A 16947-nucleotide genomic window follows, 5' to 3' on the forward strand; every position below is an offset into this window, starting at 1 on the left:
AATTATATTTCGTCGCTCGTATCAACCGCATTGCAATGCTGCTCACTTTCTTCCTCATCTGGTTCGCTAGCATTAACTTCAGGCTCAGAAATACGCTCAACCGATACAACCTTCTCACCTTTTGCTGTATTAAAGATCGTTACCCCCTTGGTTGAACGACCAGCTATGCGAATACCATTAACAGGAACACGAATAAGCTGCCCTTTATCTGAGACAAGCATAATTTGATCTTGTGCTTCCACCGGAAAGGCTACCACTAACTTACCAATTTCAGCTGTTTTGGATGGGTCGGTTGCGCGAATCCCTTTTCCGCCACGTCCTGAAATACGAAAATCATAAGAGGAAGACCGTTTCCCATAACCAAACTCACTAACTGTTAAGAGCATTTGTTCATGGGCACTAAGTTCCATATAACGTTCATCTGTTAATTCTGTTATGGTTGCTTCTGACTCTTCATCACCAATGACAATATCTTCATCATCTGCACCAGCTGCACGCCGTTCACTGATCACACGTTTAATATAGGCAGAACGCTCAGTCGACGTAGCTTCAATATGCTTTAAAATAGTCATAGAAATGACTTTATCACTATCACCCATGTTGATACCACGTACCCCCATTGAATGACGCCCAACAAACACACGAACATCACTCACAGGAAAACGAATACATTGTCCATTCGCCGTTGTAAGGACAACATCATCATACTCTGTACAGGTCTCTACGGAAAGAATCTCATCTCCTTCTTCACCAAATTTCATTGCAATTTTACCATTACGATTAACTTGAACAAAATCTGATAATTTATTGCGACGTACAGTCCCACGCATTGTTGCAAACATAACATCAAGTTTGCCCCAATCTTCCTCATCATCTGGTAAAGGCATAATTGTTGTTATACGCTCACCTTGTTGCAAGGGCAGCATATTAATTAAAGCTCGCCCACGCGATTGCGGCGTACCAATAGGCAAACGCCAAACTTTTTCTTTATAAACAATTCCACGTGATGAAAAGAAAAGGACCGGTGTATGTGTATTAGCTACAAATAAACGAGTTACAAAATCCTCATCTTTTGTAGCCATACCAGAACGCCCTTTACCTCCACGACGTTGGGCACGGTACGTATTTAAAGGCACACGTTTAATATAGCCACTATGACTAACCGTCACCACCATTTCTTCTGGTGCGATCAGATCTTCACTATCCATATCCGCACTACCGAAACCAAAAACAGTGCGCCGAGGAGTTGCAAATACTTCACGAAGAGCGTTTAGTTCATCTTTAACAATACCCATAATTCGTGAACGCGATGCCAAAATATCGAGATAATCGGTAATATCTACACCAATTTTATTTAATTCATCAGCAATCTCATCGCGACCAAGTGCTGTTAACCTTTGCAAACGCAGCTCTAGAATAGCTCGCGCCTGTTCTTCCGATAAATGATATGTATTATCCTCATGGATAATATGACGAGGATCATCAATAAGCTTAATTAAAGGTGCTATATCAACAGCCAACCAACGCCGCTCCATTAATTGCGCGCGCGCTATTTGTGGATCAGATGCTTTGCGAATTAATGCTATAATTTCATCAATATTAGCAACAGCAATAGCAAGCCCAACTAAAACATGCGCACGCTCACGCGCTCTACGTAAAAGATATTTTGTTCTCCGACTCACCACTTCTTCACGGAAAGAAACAAATGCACGGAGTATATCAAGCAACGTCATCTGCTCAGGTTTGCCGCCATTCAACGCAACCATATTACAACCAAAAGAGGCCTGCAGCGGCGTATAACGATACAGTTGATTCAAAACAACATCCGCAACAGCTTCTCTCTTAAGCTCAATAACAACCCGATACCCATCACGATCAGATTCATCACGTAAATCAGAAACTCCATCAATGCGCTTATCACGAACTAATTCAGCTATCTTTTCAATCATTGTAGCTTTATTAATCTGGTAAGGTATCTCGCTTACGATAATTGCCTGCCGATTATTACGAATTTCTTCGATATCGACTTTAGCACGCATAATAATTGAACCCCGCCCCGTTTCATACGCTGAACGAATACCCGAACTGCCAAGAATAATACCCCCTGTAGGAAAATCAGGACCAGGAATGATTTTAATCATCTCATCTAGTGTTATACTGGGGTCATCAATTAAAGCGATACACCCATCAACAACTTCACCAAGATTATGTGGAGGAATATTGGTCGCCATTCCTACAGCAATACCACCCGATCCATTTACCAAAAGGTTAGGAAAACGTGCCGGTAAAACCATAGGCTCACGTTCACGCCCATCATAATTATCTTGAAAATCAACAGTATCCTTATCAATATCAGTTAAAAGTTCTTCTGAAATTTTCTCTAAACGACATTCTGTATAACGCATCGCTGCAGGTGGATCACCATCAATGGAACCAAAATTTCCTTGCCCGTCAATCAACGGATTTCGCAAAGAAAAATCCTGTGCCATACGCACTAATGCATCATAAATCGAAGCATCACCGTGGGGATGAAATTTCCCCATCACTTCACCGATAACACCCGCTGATTTGCGATAAGATTTGTTAAAAGAAAGGCCCATTTCATTCATCGCATGAAGAATACGACGATGAACAGGTTTTAATCCATCACGCACATCAGGTAATGCACGTGACACAATCACGCTCATCGCATAATCGAGATAAGAGCGTTGCATTTCTTCAATAATACTAACTGGCTCAATACCGGTCAGCACATCACGTTCTGTCAGTGGAGTAAGATCGGTCACAGTTTCAATACTTTCAAAAAAGAATCATTTTGATCGTTTATATCGAAAAATATTTTAAAATGCTAACTCCCCTGCCCACAAGAGAGTGAGAATTGAACAATAATTTCCAACATATTATTTGTTTATATGAAAAATCAGAAATAAAATGAATATAACTCACTCCCCTGAGTTAAAAAACGAAATAAACAATACCCAATGAATCTCTTCAAATTCCCCGCGTATTTTAAGCAATCTTTTCAATAAAAACACTAAAATAAAGATTTTAAAAATAGACCATTGCCTTTACAACAATCTTCATCATCTTCAGTCTACTTACATACTTTTTGACATGAGGGCACGACACAAGCACCTTATGTTATAACCTATCACAATATCTTCTACTACATTTACTGATCAGTCTAACTGCATGATACAAAATAAATTTTTCTATTTTTCTTATAAGAAAATAAGCTTCAAATTAGAAATTTACCCTTCTTACTTGAAAATGAAAAAGCAATAATAAATCATTTCATAGATTATCAAAACGGCACATCATCATCCAATTGGTGTGAGAAATTCCCTTCCAAATAATTACTGTTCTGACTAAAATCCTCTTTGCGATCAAAACTACTATCACCAAAGTCACCACCGCCTAACGGACTTGTGTCTTGCATTCTCTCACCACCATCCATAGTGCCACGGCCTTCAAGCATTTGTAATTCACCACGATATTTTTGTAAAACAATCTCTGTCGTATAACGATCATTACCATTTTGATCTTGCCATTTGCGCGTTTGCAATTGACCTTCAATATAAATTTTATTACCTTTTTTTAGATATTGCTCCGCAATCTTTACAAGGTTTTCATTAAAAATAACAATACTATGCCACTCAGTGCGTTCTTTACGTTCATTCGTATTACGGTCACGCCAGCTTTCCGAGGTGGCAATACGTAGATTTGCCACTTGATCACCAGAGTTCAAACGACGGATTTCAGGATCAGCACCAAGGTTACCGATCAAAATAACTTTATTAAGGCTACCAGCCATTATACAAACTCCAAAATTTTAAACCACTTTATATAGTAAAAGATAATAAAAACATATAGCTTAGTTCATCATAAAGGAAAAAAGCTGTGTCTTTACTCCTTTTTCCAAAAGAATTTACACTCTTCTTTCCCATTATAATAATGGAACACATTGTAATTTCAAAGAAAAGGCCTTATTTCACATAATAGTGTAAAATTTTTGTTCATACGCCAAGGATCAGCATGTCTCACCAAAAATATATTTCTATTCGCGGCGCACGTGAACATAACCTTAAAAACATCGATCTTGACCTCCCTCGCAATAAATTAATTATTATAACAGGGCTGTCTGGCTCAGGTAAATCATCCTTAGCTTTTGATACAATTTACGCCGAGGGCCAACGTCGTTATGTTGAAAGCCTTTCTGCCTATGCACGCCAGTTTTTGGAAATGATGCAAAAGCCAGATGTTGATCAAATAGATGGTCTCTCCCCTGCTATCTCTATTGAACAAAAAACCACTAGTCGCAATCCTCGTTCAACAGTTGGTACTGTAACTGAAATTTACGATTATATGCGCCTTCTCTTTGCTCGTATCGGTATTCCTTATTCACCTGCTACAGGCCTTCCTATTGAAAATCAAACAATCAGCCAAATGGTTGACCAAATTATGGCCTTACCAGAGGGTACGCGGATTTTTATTATGGCGCCTTTAGTGCGAGGAAGAAAAGGTGAATATAAAAAAGAGCTAGCAGAACTTTTAAGAAAAGGATTTCAACGCGCCAAAGTTGATGGCAAATTCTATGAAATTCCTGATATCCCTCCTCTTAACAAAAAATACAAACATGATATAGATGTAGTGGTAGACCGCCTTGTTGTGCGTCATGATATTACTTCTCGTTTGGCTGATAGTATAGAAACCTGTCTGCAGCTTGCAAATGGACTTGCGATTGCTGAAATGGCAGATCAACCTTTGACAATAAAGGAAACCTCAGAGGAATCTGCCAATAAATCAAAAAATGAAACACATAAACGACTCATTTTCTCAGAAAAATTCGCCTGCCCTGTATCTGGATTCTCTATTCCTGAAATTGAGCCACGTCTTTTTTCATTCAACAATCCTTTTGGTGCTTGTCCCACTTGTGATGGGCTTGGCATTCAAAAAACAATCGACCCAGCAAAAATTGTACCCAATGAAAATCTTACTTTAAAATCTGGAGCTATTGCCCCTTGGTTTAAATCACCCTCACCTTACCATAACCAAATACTAAAAGCGTTAAGCAAAGCCTATGAATTTAAACTCACAGATAAATGGTGTGATCTTTCAGATGAAGCCAGGCGTGCTATTTTATATGGTACAAAAACAAAAGAAATCCCCCTTATCCATGAAGATGAAGGCTACTCTAACACAACAACCCAATATTTTGAAGGCGTTATTCCAAATATGGAACGGCAATGGAAAGAAACCGATTCTGCTGGTTCATATAAAGAAATCGAATATTACATGTCTTCTTCACCTTGCCGAGCTTGTAATGGTTATCGGTTAAAACCAGAAGCACTCTGTGTTAAAATTCACGAAATGCACATTGGGCAAGTATCAGAACTCTCTATTCTAAAAGCAAATGATTGGTTTGCTAATATTGATCAATATCTTAATAAAAAACAACGTAGTATTGCAGCGCGTATTTTAAAAGAAATCCGTAAACGTTTAGAATTTTTAAATCATGTGGGACTTGAATATCTTACCTTATCTCGAAATTCAGGAACACTTTCAGGTGGAGAAAGTCAACGTATTCGGCTAGCATCTCAAATTGGTTCTGGTCTCACAGGTGTTCTTTATGTCTTAGATGAACCATCTATTGGCTTACACCAACGCGATAATGGACTTCTTCTAAAAACGCTGTGCCATTTACGTGATCTTGGCAATACAGTTATCGTTGTTGAACATGATGAAGATGCCATTCTTACCGCAGATTATGTAGTGGATATTGGCCCTGCTGCAGGTGTTCACGGTGGAGAAGTTATTGCTCAAGGTACACCGCAGGAAATTATGAACAATCCATCCTCGCTTACAGGCCAATATCTTTCAGGAAAAATGGCAGTTACTATGCCCGCCGAGCGACGTAAAATATCAAAATCAAAAGTACTCAAAGTGATTGGTGCTCAAGGTAATAACCTTAAAAATATCAATGCCGACATCCCTCTTGGAACCTTCACTTGCGTAACTGGTGTTTCAGGTGGAGGAAAATCAACATTTCTCATTGAAACTCTGTTTAAAGCTGCATCGCGCCACATTATGGGAAGTCATCAAAATCCAGCACCCTATACCAAAATTGAAGGACTAGAATTGCTTGATAAGGTCATTGATATTAATCAATCACCTATTGGGCGCACCCCACGCTCTAATCCAGCAACTTATACTGGTGCTTTTACCGCAATCCGCGATTGGTTTGCCGAACTTCCTGAATCAAAAGCTCGTGGTTATCAAGCAGGACGTTTTTCATTTAATGTCAAAGGGGGGCGTTGTGAAGCATGCCAAGGCGATGGTGTTATTAAAATTGAAATGCACTTTTTACCTGATATTTATGTTACATGTGATATATGCCAAGGAAAACGCTATAATAGAGAAACGCTAGAAGTAAAATTTAAAGGAAAATCCATTGCTGACGTACTTGATATGACAGTCGAAAAGGCTGAAAAATTTTTCCAAGCTGTCCCTGCTATTCACAACACAATGAAGACTCTTGTCAAAACTGGCCTTGGCTATATCAAAGTTGGGCAGCAAGCTACAACGCTTTCTGGTGGTGAAGCTCAACGCGTAAAACTTGCCAAAGAACTTTCACGCAAAACAACAGGTCGCACACTCTATATTTTAGACGAACCAACAACTGGTTTACATTTCCATGATGTTGCAAAACTTCTTGAAGTTTTGCATGAACTCGTCGAGCAAGGCAATACAGTTGTAGTTATCGAGCATAATCTTGAAGTCATTAAGACAGCTGATTGGATTATTGATCTAGGACCAGAAGGTGGAGATGGTGGTGGTCAAATTGTTGCAATTGGTCGCCCTGAAGATATTATAAATATTCCTGAATCCTATACTGGGAAATTTTTAAAAGAGCTTTTGTTACGCCGACCTTTGCATAATTCAGACTCTTAAAATAAGTCGAAAATAATTTACGCACCCAATGATGTTGATGTATAAAAATAAGGTTTGTAACTCATAATTGTACCGTTTTTATTCTTCACAAGCCGTTTTATACTATAATACAATAATATTTTATTTCATATGTTATGTTGGAATTGTTTGCCAAAAAACACACAATTATATTATTTTTGATTTTTTCGTACAGAAACTATTTGTTGGCACATCTCGTGCTTGCCAATATAATGTATAGTAGCCTAAAAAGATAAAATAACGTTGGAGATCATTTCAGCATGAAAAAAATTGAAGCTATTATAAAACCTTTTAAACTGGATGAAGTGAAAGAAGCACTTCAAAAAGTTGGCTTACAAGAAATTACTGTAACAGAAGCAAAAGGTTTTGGCAATCAGGAGGAGTATACAGAACTTTACCGTGGTGCTCAATATGTTGTTGATTTTCTACCTAAAGTAAAAATTGAAGTTGTTATTGCAGACGAAATTTTAGAACAAGCTATTGAAGCAATACGTAAAGCAGCTCAAACAAAACATAGCGGCGATGGAAAAATATTTGTTTCATCCATCGATGATGCTATTCGTATTCGTACTGGTGAATCTGGCATTGATGCTCTTTAACATTTACAAAAATTTTTAGTCCAATAAGGAAATTGCATATGACAACCGTATCAGACATACTTAAACAGATTGCAGATAATGACATACGCTTTGTTGATTTACGTTTCACCGACCCGTGGGGTAAATTACATCACGTTACAATAGATGTTACCGCAATCAGTGAAGATACATTTACTGATGGCATCATGTTTGATGGCTCTTCAATTGCTGGATGGAAAACAATTAATGAATCTGATATGGTGTTGATGCCAGATCCAGAAACAGCTCATATGGATCCTTTTTTTGCTCAGTCTACTTTAGTTATACTTTGTGACGTACTCGATCCTGTTTCTGGAGAATTGTATAGCAGAGATCCGCGTTCCATCGCAAAAAGAGCAGAAGCTTACATGAAATCCTTAAGCATAGGTGATACAGTTAATATAGGCCCAGAAGCAGAATTTTTTATTTTTGACGACGTACGTTATAAAAATGACCCATACAATACAGGCTTTAAGCTTGATTCAAGTGAACTTCCATCAAATGATGACACTGAATATGAAATGGGTAATCTCGGGCACCGACCACGTATGAAATGTGGTTATTTTCCAGTTCCTCCTATTGACTCTTGTCAAGACATGCGTTCTGAAATGCTCACTGCACTAAAAGATATGGGCGTAAATGTTGAAAAACATCATCATGAAGTAGCTGCAGCTCAACACGAATTGGGTATTCGATACGATACATTGGTTCGAGAAGCTGATAAAATGCAAATTTTTAAATACGCTGTGCATCAAATTGCAAACAGTTATGGAAAAACAGCGACTTTTATGCCAAAACCAATTTTTGGTGATAATGGTTCAGGTATGCATGTTCACATATCAATTTGGAAAGATGGAAAACCAACCTTTGCAGGAAATGAATACGCCGGATTATCAGAAACCTGCTTATTTTTTATCGGTGGTATCATTAAACATGCAAAAGCAATCAACGCTTTCACAAACCCGTCTACTAATTCTTATAAGCGCTTAGTTCCTGGGTTTGAAGCACCTGTTCTTCTTGCTTATTCTGCACGCAATCGTTCGGCATCTTGTCGTATTCCATTCAGCTCTTCACCAAATTCAAAACGCGTAGAAATCCGTTTTCCAGATCTAACAGCAAATCCATATCTAGCATTTTCAGCACTCTTAATGGCTGGCCTTGACGGTATTAAAAACAAAATTCACCCTGGACAAGCTATGGATAAAGATCTTTATGATCTGCCCCCTAAAGAACTTAAAGACATCCCTACAGTTTCAGGTAGCTTGCGGGAAGCGCTTGAAGCTCTTGATAAAGATCGTAGCTTTCTTAAAGCAGGAGATGTTTTTGATGACGACCAAATCAATTCTTTCATTGAATTGAAAATGCAAGAAGTCTTGCGTTATGAAATGACTCCGCATCCTATTGAATTTGATATGTATTATTCTGTTTAAAGAATAAGTCATATTGTTTAATCTAAAAATGGAGGTTTCAGCCTCCATTTTTTGTGATGTTTTTTTCTAAAGAGCATTACTACCCTTTTATTGAGATATTTTTCCTTTATAAAAGAGATTGAATCCTTTCGAATCAATAATTAAGGTTTTTAATGCTGCAGATTTATCGATCTTTTTTTATTTTTTTATGCCTTGCTTCTATTATATCAACAGTGCAAGCCAATGGAGTAACCGATGAAGAATTGATAAATCTAAAAAAGGAAATTTCCATTTATAATAAAGCACTTAAAGAAATTGATTCAAATACTATCTTAAATGCTATTCCCCCAAAAATTATTGAGAGTTTGGCCATCAAAAAACATCTTAATAAAGCACAATTTCAACAAATAATAAAAGGCCAAATAGAACAGCTAGCAAAAAATTATAAAATCGAGAATGTAAAAATCGACCAAACACAAAAACGTGAAGGAAAACTCGATAATGGTATTCCTTATTTTGTTATGCCTTTAGAAATCGCAATTACGATAAATAGTGGAAAAAAGTGTTATATTAAAAGTGAGATTATTGCCCTTCTCGAAAATAATCAGTGGTATTTTATTCGTGGCAATGACGATACAGCTCTAAACATAATCAATGAAGCTTTCCCTGGACTTGAAAAAATAAAAATTAATTCAACGAAAATTATAAAAATATCGTAACTGGAAATTTCATGTTTATGTATGAGCAGAAGAAAGTTCTACTTATTTGCAAGTAGTAATGATTGCAGCTGCTGCATTAAATTCACTCTTTTTGTAAGCTCGCCGCGTCATCGCTTCTTTATCAACACCCCATTGTTTCTTCGTCCAGTTCTCATCTAAATGAGCAATATCCCAAGCATTATCCAAATTAATTTTCTTTTCAGCTACAGCAAAAGCAATAAGGGCAGAGCCCGTTAAAGTAGTCATTGCATGAAGTGCAGCAAGTATATAAGGGGATTCTATCTTGCGTAAATAATTACTCACCGCTTGAATAGCTTCCCATGGTTGTTCAATATGCATAACTCCTGCTGCTATATTAAAACGTGCACCAAGTTTTTCCTCTACCCAATCAAGTAAAAAATCCCATTGCTCACATTGTTGTTCTACAAGTTCTTTTGGTGTTTGTGCACGATAAAAAATCATATCACACGCAACAAAACGCAATAAATCTTCAAAAATAATTTGCATATTATCGGCTATACCATCAACAACAGTGTTAACAAGACGCGTAATTGGCATTTTTCCGGGATCAATGCTCTCTTCTTGCACAGTAAATTCCTGTGCTACTAATGCAGCAAGTGCTTCTGTTGGCATGAGAAGACAGCGTCTCGCAGGTGTCTTTACTGGGGTTCCATCTAATAATATGGAAAAACCTCCCTCTTCATGCGCAATACTTACTTCCTTATAAAATCGCTTAGGTAGTGGCTGACATGAAAGCTTTTGTACTTTGTAAACAGGATTATCGTCGTCTAACGGCATATTAAAATCATCTAAAATTTTACGCATATTGTTCTACTTCTAATATGTTCAATTAATCCACTGAATTTCTAGAATAGAATCCACACACTTCTCGTACATCAGATACCATGTGACAAGCTTAGGAAAGACCAATTGTACTTATAGTTAGCTGATTTCACTATTGATATCCAAGATTGAATTTTTAGCGTAGCATTCTTTCACTTTCATACCAATCTCTCTATGAAACTCAAACAAAATTATAAGGGGATGATTAAGAAGGTAATCATTAACCGTTTGCATTACCAATAAAACAATTAAATAATAAAACTGATATACCTAATTGAAAATACAGCGTAATTTCCCAACCAGCACACCAAGAAAAGGTAGGATATCCAGCTATTTCTTACATTTCATTATTGACAGTTTAAAGCATAAAGTTGCTATCGTTTTTTATTAAATAAAACTCTAGTGATATTTCGATCCTTCATAATTTGGCAGTTTATAACCAAATTCTTCAAATGCCTTTTTGTAATAACAAGTAATTAAACACTGCTAATAAACTGCGTTACTACAATTATAAAATTAAGCTGAAGTTTTTTATTACTCTGTATCACCATCATTTTCATTAAAAGCCAAAAGATTAAAACTTTGTACCATATGGGGTGGTAAAGGAGCTATAATATCCAATATGCCTCCTGAAGGATGAGGAATACGAATACGGCGCGCATGAAGATGAAGACGATTTTGAATGCCGCCAGGTAATTCCCAATTATTGTCAGAAAAAAAATACTTTGAATCACCAATAATTGGATGGTCCATATAAGCTGCGTGAACACGTAGCTGATGTGTTCTGCCAGTATAAGGCTCCATTTCTAACCAAGACAGAGCTCGCCCTCGTGTATCTAAAACACGATAGTAAGAAACCGCGTGATTAGAATCTGGTTCTCCATGTTCACAAACACGCATTTTATCACCTTGTGCAGTTGTTTCCTTTACCATCCATGTTGAAATTTTATCTTGCTTTTTTCTAGGCACTCCCCGTACCAACGCCCAATAAGTTTTTTTCGTTTCTCGTGCTCGAAAAGCAGCAGTCAACGCTTGTGCAGCCCCTCTTGATCGAGCAATAATAAGTACACCTGATGTCTCACGATCAAGACGATGAACTAACCGTGGTTTTTCTCCTTTTTTATTACGCCATACTTCAAGCATACCATCAATATGGCACGTTAAACCAGAGCCACCTTGTACAGCCAAACCTGCAGGTTTGTTTAATACAAAGATTTTTGGATCTTTATAAAGAAGCATTTTTTCTAAAATGGCCAATTTGTCTTGATCATGAATAGTTTTATCCGTTACAGAAAGATTTTTCTTATTATCAACAGATAAAAACGGCACACGAATAGACTGCCCTATAACAAGACGTATATCAGTTTTAACACGCCTGCCATCAACGCGTATCTGACCAGAACGCAGCAGTTTTTGTAGATACCCAAACGCAAGCCCTGGATAATGCACCTTAAACCAACGATCCAAGCGCATTCCGCTTTCACCTTCCTCAACCCTTTTGATTTCTACACCCACTTGTAACAGACCCTCTTGCTATACAATTTCTTTGTTTACCAATTGTATTTTCTCGTCTTTATAAACGCAAAAACTACATTCTTTTAAAATTAGACTTTATCACATTGCATTACAATCAGTATCCAAAATTGCATTTTCTTTCTGTATAAATTTCATTACTTCAAAGAAAACAACTACATAAAGAATTAGTAATCCTAATTTTGTGACTGCAATAGCTATTGGAGATAACATCCCATGCTTTTATTAAAAACATACGCGCGTGTTCTTTCTTATTTAGATAGAGAAAAAAGCGCATTTTTTTTAATCTGTGCTGCTAATGTTATACTAGCTATCATTACGATAGCAGAACCTATCTTGTTTGGTCACGTCATTGATGCAATTGCAGATAAATCAGGTATAATTTTTAACCTCACACTCTGGGTGTGTTTTGGTGTTTTTAATATTATTGCTTATATCCTTGTAGCTCGTGGCGCAGATCGCTTAGTCCACAGACGACGTTTAAGTGTTTTAACAGAATCTTTTGAGCGTATCATTACCATGCCATTAATTTGGCATCAACAACGTGGAACTTCTAATGCGCTTCATACGCTATTGCGCGCTACAGATTCCATGTCAGCTATATGGCTTGATTTTATGCGCCAACACCTTTCTACTTTTGTCGCATTATTTGTTCTAGTGCCCATAGCTTTTAATATGAACTGGCGCCTTTCAATAGTCTTAGTGGTTCTTGCCATCATCTATGTATTAATTGCACGCTTAGTGATGCAAAAAACAAAAGACGGACAAGCTGCTGTAGAACGTTATCATCATAGTGTTTTTAAACATATCAGTGATTCAATTTCTAACGTTTCAATTGTACAAAGTTATAACCGAATAGCAGAAGAAACATCAGAGCTTCATCAACACACCAGTGATCTGCTTAAAGCACAAAACCCTGTTCTAAACTGGTGGGCACTTGCTAGTGGTTTAAATAGAATGGCTTCAACCATTTCAATAGTGTGTGTATTTCTTCTTGGTGCTTTTTTTGTAACAAAAGGTCAACTAAGTGTAGGTGAAGTCGTCTCTTTCGTCGGATTTGCTCAATTAATGATTGGTCGTCTTGATCAAATTAGTGGTTTTATTAATTTAGCCGTATCCTCACAAGCAAAATTACAAGAATTCTTTGAAATGGAAGACTCAACTTTTAATATGAAAGAACCCGACAATCTTCCTTCTCTCCAAAATGTTAAAGGTGCGATTCAATTTCATCACGTGACTTATGCATTTCCAAATTCTTCTCAAGGTGTTTTTGACATTTCATTCGAAGTCAAAACAGGACAAACTGTCGCCATTGTAGGACCAACAGGTGCTGGAAAAACAACATTAATCAATTTGTTACAACGCGTATACGACCCTACAGTTGGACATATCAAAATTGATGGAATAGATATACGCTCCATTAACCGTGAATCTTTACGCAAAGCTCTTGCAACAGTATTTCAAGATGCTGGCCTTTTCAACCGTAGCATTCGTGATAACATTGCAATAGGTAGAACGACTGCAACAGATAAAGAACTTTATAAAGCTGCAAAAACAGCTGCTGCTCATGACTTTATTTTGAATAAAAACGATCAGTATGATACATTAGTTGGCGAGCGGGGCTCCCAATTATCAGGTGGAGAAAGGCAACGATTAGCAATTGCACGTGCTGTTTTAAAAAATGCACCCATTCTCATTTTAGATGAAGCAACCAGCGCTCTTGATATTGAAACAGAAGCACGCGTTAAAGACGCTATCGATTACGTAAGCCAAAATCGTACAACTTTTATTATAGCGCATCGCCTTTCAACAATCCGCAATGCTGACCTCATACTTTTTCTAGATCATGGTCGCTTAATTGAAAAAGGTAGTTTTCAAGAATTGACTAAAAAAGGTGGACGTTTTTATAAACTATTAAAAGCCGGCGGGTTAACAAACGATCAACCAATGATAAAAGTAGAAGGTAAAAATGTAATTCCTCTACATGAATCTATTGCATCGTAAAATCAGTTATTTTTCTATATCTTCAAATGCTAACTTTATCTAAAGTACAGTTTTCTAGCTTCTTACAAGACCTAAGTTTAAGTAACACGAAGATAAATTACAAGTTTTCAAGAAAAACTTCTAATGCTGCAATAGCATCATAAGCTTTATCCCCTTGCGGACCACCGGCTTGCGCCATATCAGGGCGCCCACCACCACCTTTACCACCAAGAGTATCTGATACAATACGTACTAAATCAACAGCACTCAGTCTATCAGCCAAATCATCAGTTACACCCACAACAACACTTCCCTTGCCATCCTCTGAGATACCGATGAAAGTTACAACACCAGATCCAATCTGCTTTTTTCCAGAATCCACTAATGTCTTAAGATCTCTTGGTGAAATATTTTGAATGACACGCCCCATAAAAGAAATGCCATTAATAATTTTTATATCTGCTTTATTATCTTTTGTAGCTCCATCATTAAAAGCAATTTTCGTACGTAAATTACTTAATTCTTTTCCAATCCTACGATAATTATCTAGTAAATCCTGAATATTTTTGTTTAGATTAAAAATAGAGGGCATTTTAAAAAGAGCAGCAATGTCATAAAGTTGCTTACCTTGACTACAGAGGTAAAGACGCGCAGCTGTAGCCGTTAATGCCTCAATACGGCGAACTCCAGCAGCTACAGAACTTTCTGAAACAATATGAATCAAGCCAATTTCACCTGTTCTGTGCACATGCGTGCCCCCACAAAGCTCAATTGACCAACAGTCTTTTTCCCCTATCTGCTCATGCTTTTTCCCCATAGAAACAACACGAACTTCATCACCATATTTTTCACCAAATAATGCTATCGCCCCTTCAGAAATTGCATCATCCACTGTCATCAGACGTGTTATTACTTTGCTATTTTGCAACACAATTTCATTGGCTAAATCTTCTACTTTTTTTAATTCTTCTTGTGAAATTGACCGTGGATGAGAAAAATCAAAACGTAACCGATCGGGTGACACAAAAGAACCTTTTTGTACAACATGATCCCCCAATGTTTGACGCAAAGCCTTATGTAATAAATGGGTAGCAGAATGGTTTGCACGAATTTTTCTACGACGAACACAATCAACTGCTAATTCCACACAATCATGTGTTTTTGCTTGACCACTTTTAACCTCACCAATATGAACAAAAACGCCTTTAGCCTTTTTCTGGGTATCATGTACTTCAAAAACAAAATTCTCACCAGAAATTATACCACTATCCCCAATTTGCCCACCAGATTCACCATAAAAAGGTGTCTGATTAACGACAAGCATAGCTTTTTGCCCTGAAGAAACGTGATCAACGATCTGACCGTCACAAATAAGAGCAGTAATAATACCTTCTGCTTTTTCTGTTTCATAACCCAAAAATTCTGTAGCACCTACTTGATCACGAACAGAAAACCAAATGGTTTCCGTTACAGACTCACCAGAACCAGACCAATTAGCGCGAGCCTCCGCTTTTTGGTGTTCCATTGCTTTGTTAAAAGCGTTAACATCAACAGATATTCCACGGTGCCGAAGAGCATCTTGCGTCAAATCAAGTGGAAAACCATATGTATCGTAAAGTTTAAAAGCAACTTCACCATTAAAACAATCACCTTCTTTAAGATGAATACTTTCTTCATTCAACAAACGAAGACCCCGTTCAAGAGTTTTACGAAAACGCGTTTCTTCTAACTTTAAAATTTCTGAAATTAAAGATTCGGCACGTACTAATTCAGGATAGGCTTGCCCCATTTCGCGTATCAAAGCAGGCACAAGACGCCACATCAATAATTCTTTTGCATCAAGAAAATGAGCATAACGCATAGCACGACGCATAATACGACGTAGAACATATCCCCGACCTTCATTAGAAGGCAGAACACCATCTGCAATCAAAAATGCAGAGGAACGTAGATGATCAGCAATAACACGATGACTAACAACAAAGTCATCCGTCGCCTCAACTCCTGTTATTCTTTGTGACTCACGAATTAATGCAGAAAAAAGATCAATATCATAATTATCGTGCACACCTTGCAAAACAGCAGCGATACGTTCTAATCCCATCCCCGTATCAATAGAAGGATGAGGCAATTCAATTCTCTTGTCTTTACTCACCTGCTCATACTGCATGAAGACTAGATTCCAAATTTCAACAAAGCGATCACCATCTTCATCAGCGCTTCCAGGAGGTCCCCCAAAAATTTTATCGCCATGATCATAAAAAATCTCTGAACATGGGCCACAAGGCCCTGTATCCCCCATCATCCAAAAATTGTCATTTGTTGCAATCCGAATAATTTTTTCGTCTGGAAGACCTGAAATTTTACGCCATAACTGAGCAGCTACATCATCACTATGATAAACTGTAACCAACAACTTATCTTTCGAAAGACAAAATTCCTTTGTTAGAAGGTTCCATGCAAAAAAAATTGCTTCTTCTTTGAAGTAATCGCTAAAAGAAAAATTACCAAGCATTTCAAAAAAAGTATGATGACGTGCAGTATAACCAACATTATCAAGATCATTATGCTTTCCACCCGCACGTACACACTTTTGTGCGGTTGTTGCCCGGCTACAGGAAAGCTGCTCAAGTCCAGTAAAAACATTTTTAAACTGCACCATTCCTGCATTTGTAAACATTAATGTGGGATCATTGCGTGGAACAAGTGGGCTAGAAGAAAGAACTTTATGTCCATTACGATGAAAATAATCCAGAAATGTTGACCGGATCTTATTAACGCTATTCATATTTACACCCGCACAATACAGCACACTCTTGCAAAGATAAAACCCATTTTAATTAAATACTCTCCTTATCGCTTTTAGAGTAACTT

10 protein-coding genes are annotated in these 16947 nt (G+C 37.4%); 5 read left to right on the forward strand and 5 right to left on the reverse strand.

The annotated features are described in order from the left end of the window. Positions 1-2 precede the first annotated feature (2 nt). Together gyrA and ssb are read right to left on the reverse strand one after the other, a co-directional pair. Positions 3-2786 (reverse strand): DNA gyrase subunit A, encoded by a 2784-nt coding sequence (gyrA, locus tag J7R05_RS03730; protein ID WP_208541253.1) that lies wholly within the window; start codon positions 2784-2786, stop codon positions 3-5. A gap of 518 nt (positions 2787-3304) precedes the next feature. Beyond that, entirely contained in the window at positions 3305-3814 is a 510-nt protein-coding gene (gene ssb, locus J7R05_RS03735) for a single-stranded DNA-binding protein (protein ID WP_208541254.1), read from the reverse strand. A 221-nt stretch (positions 3815-4035) separates the two neighbouring features. On the opposite strand from ssb, the gene uvrA reads away from it, so the two are divergent. The 4 genes from uvrA (at position 4036) to J7R05_RS03755 (ending at position 9714) form a co-directional block, all read left to right on the forward strand. Continuing rightward, positions 4036-6951, forward strand: a complete 2916-nt coding sequence (gene uvrA, locus J7R05_RS03740; RefSeq protein WP_208541255.1) for an excinuclease ABC subunit UvrA — start codon at positions 4036-4038, stop codon at positions 6949-6951. Positions 6952-7229: 278 nt separating this feature from the next. Further along, on the forward strand, positions 7230-7568 hold the full coding sequence (locus J7R05_RS03745; protein WP_010703855.1) for a P-II family nitrogen regulator: 339 nt from the start codon (positions 7230-7232) through the stop codon (positions 7566-7568). 38 nt (positions 7569-7606) lie between these two features. Beyond that, the gene (gene glnA, locus J7R05_RS03750; protein WP_208541256.1) at positions 7607-9016 is read left to right on the forward strand and encodes a type I glutamate--ammonia ligase; all 1410 of its coding nucleotides are present in this window, start codon (positions 7607-7609) and stop codon (positions 9014-9016) included. Positions 9017-9168: 152 nt separating this feature from the next. Further along, on the forward strand, positions 9169-9714 hold the full coding sequence (locus J7R05_RS03755) for a hypothetical protein (protein ID WP_208541257.1): 546 nt from the start codon (positions 9169-9171) through the stop codon (positions 9712-9714). A gap of 42 nt (positions 9715-9756) precedes the next feature. On the opposite strand, the gene J7R05_RS03760 is transcribed toward J7R05_RS03755, so the two are convergent. Together J7R05_RS03760 and J7R05_RS03765 are read right to left on the reverse strand one after the other, a co-directional pair. After that, positions 9757-10539, reverse strand: coding sequence for an ATP12 family chaperone protein (locus tag J7R05_RS03760; RefSeq protein ID WP_208541258.1), 783 nt, complete (start codon positions 10537-10539; stop codon positions 9757-9759). A gap of 552 nt (positions 10540-11091) precedes the next feature. Further along, entirely contained in the window at positions 11092-12030 is a 939-nt protein-coding gene (locus J7R05_RS03765) for an RluA family pseudouridine synthase (protein WP_208541338.1), read from the reverse strand. A 276-nt stretch (positions 12031-12306) separates the two neighbouring features. Between J7R05_RS03765 and J7R05_RS03770 the strand changes: the two genes are divergently transcribed. Continuing rightward, a complete protein-coding gene (locus J7R05_RS03770) occupies positions 12307-14094 on the forward strand; it encodes a glucan ABC transporter ATP-binding protein/ permease (RefSeq protein ID WP_208541259.1) in 1788 nt (595 codons plus the stop codon). A 97-nt stretch (positions 14095-14191) separates the two neighbouring features. Here the strand turns inward: J7R05_RS03770 and alaS are convergent, their stop codons facing one another. Beyond that, on the reverse strand, positions 14192-16861 hold the full coding sequence (gene alaS / locus J7R05_RS03775; protein WP_208541260.1) for an alanine--tRNA ligase: 2670 nt from the start codon (positions 16859-16861) through the stop codon (positions 14192-14194). Between the last annotated feature and the right edge of the window lie 86 nt (positions 16862-16947).

The sequence above is a fragment of the Bartonella capreoli genome (genome assembly GCF_902813205.1).
GTDB lineage: Bacteria > Pseudomonadota > Alphaproteobacteria > Rhizobiales > Rhizobiaceae > Bartonella > Bartonella schoenbuchensis.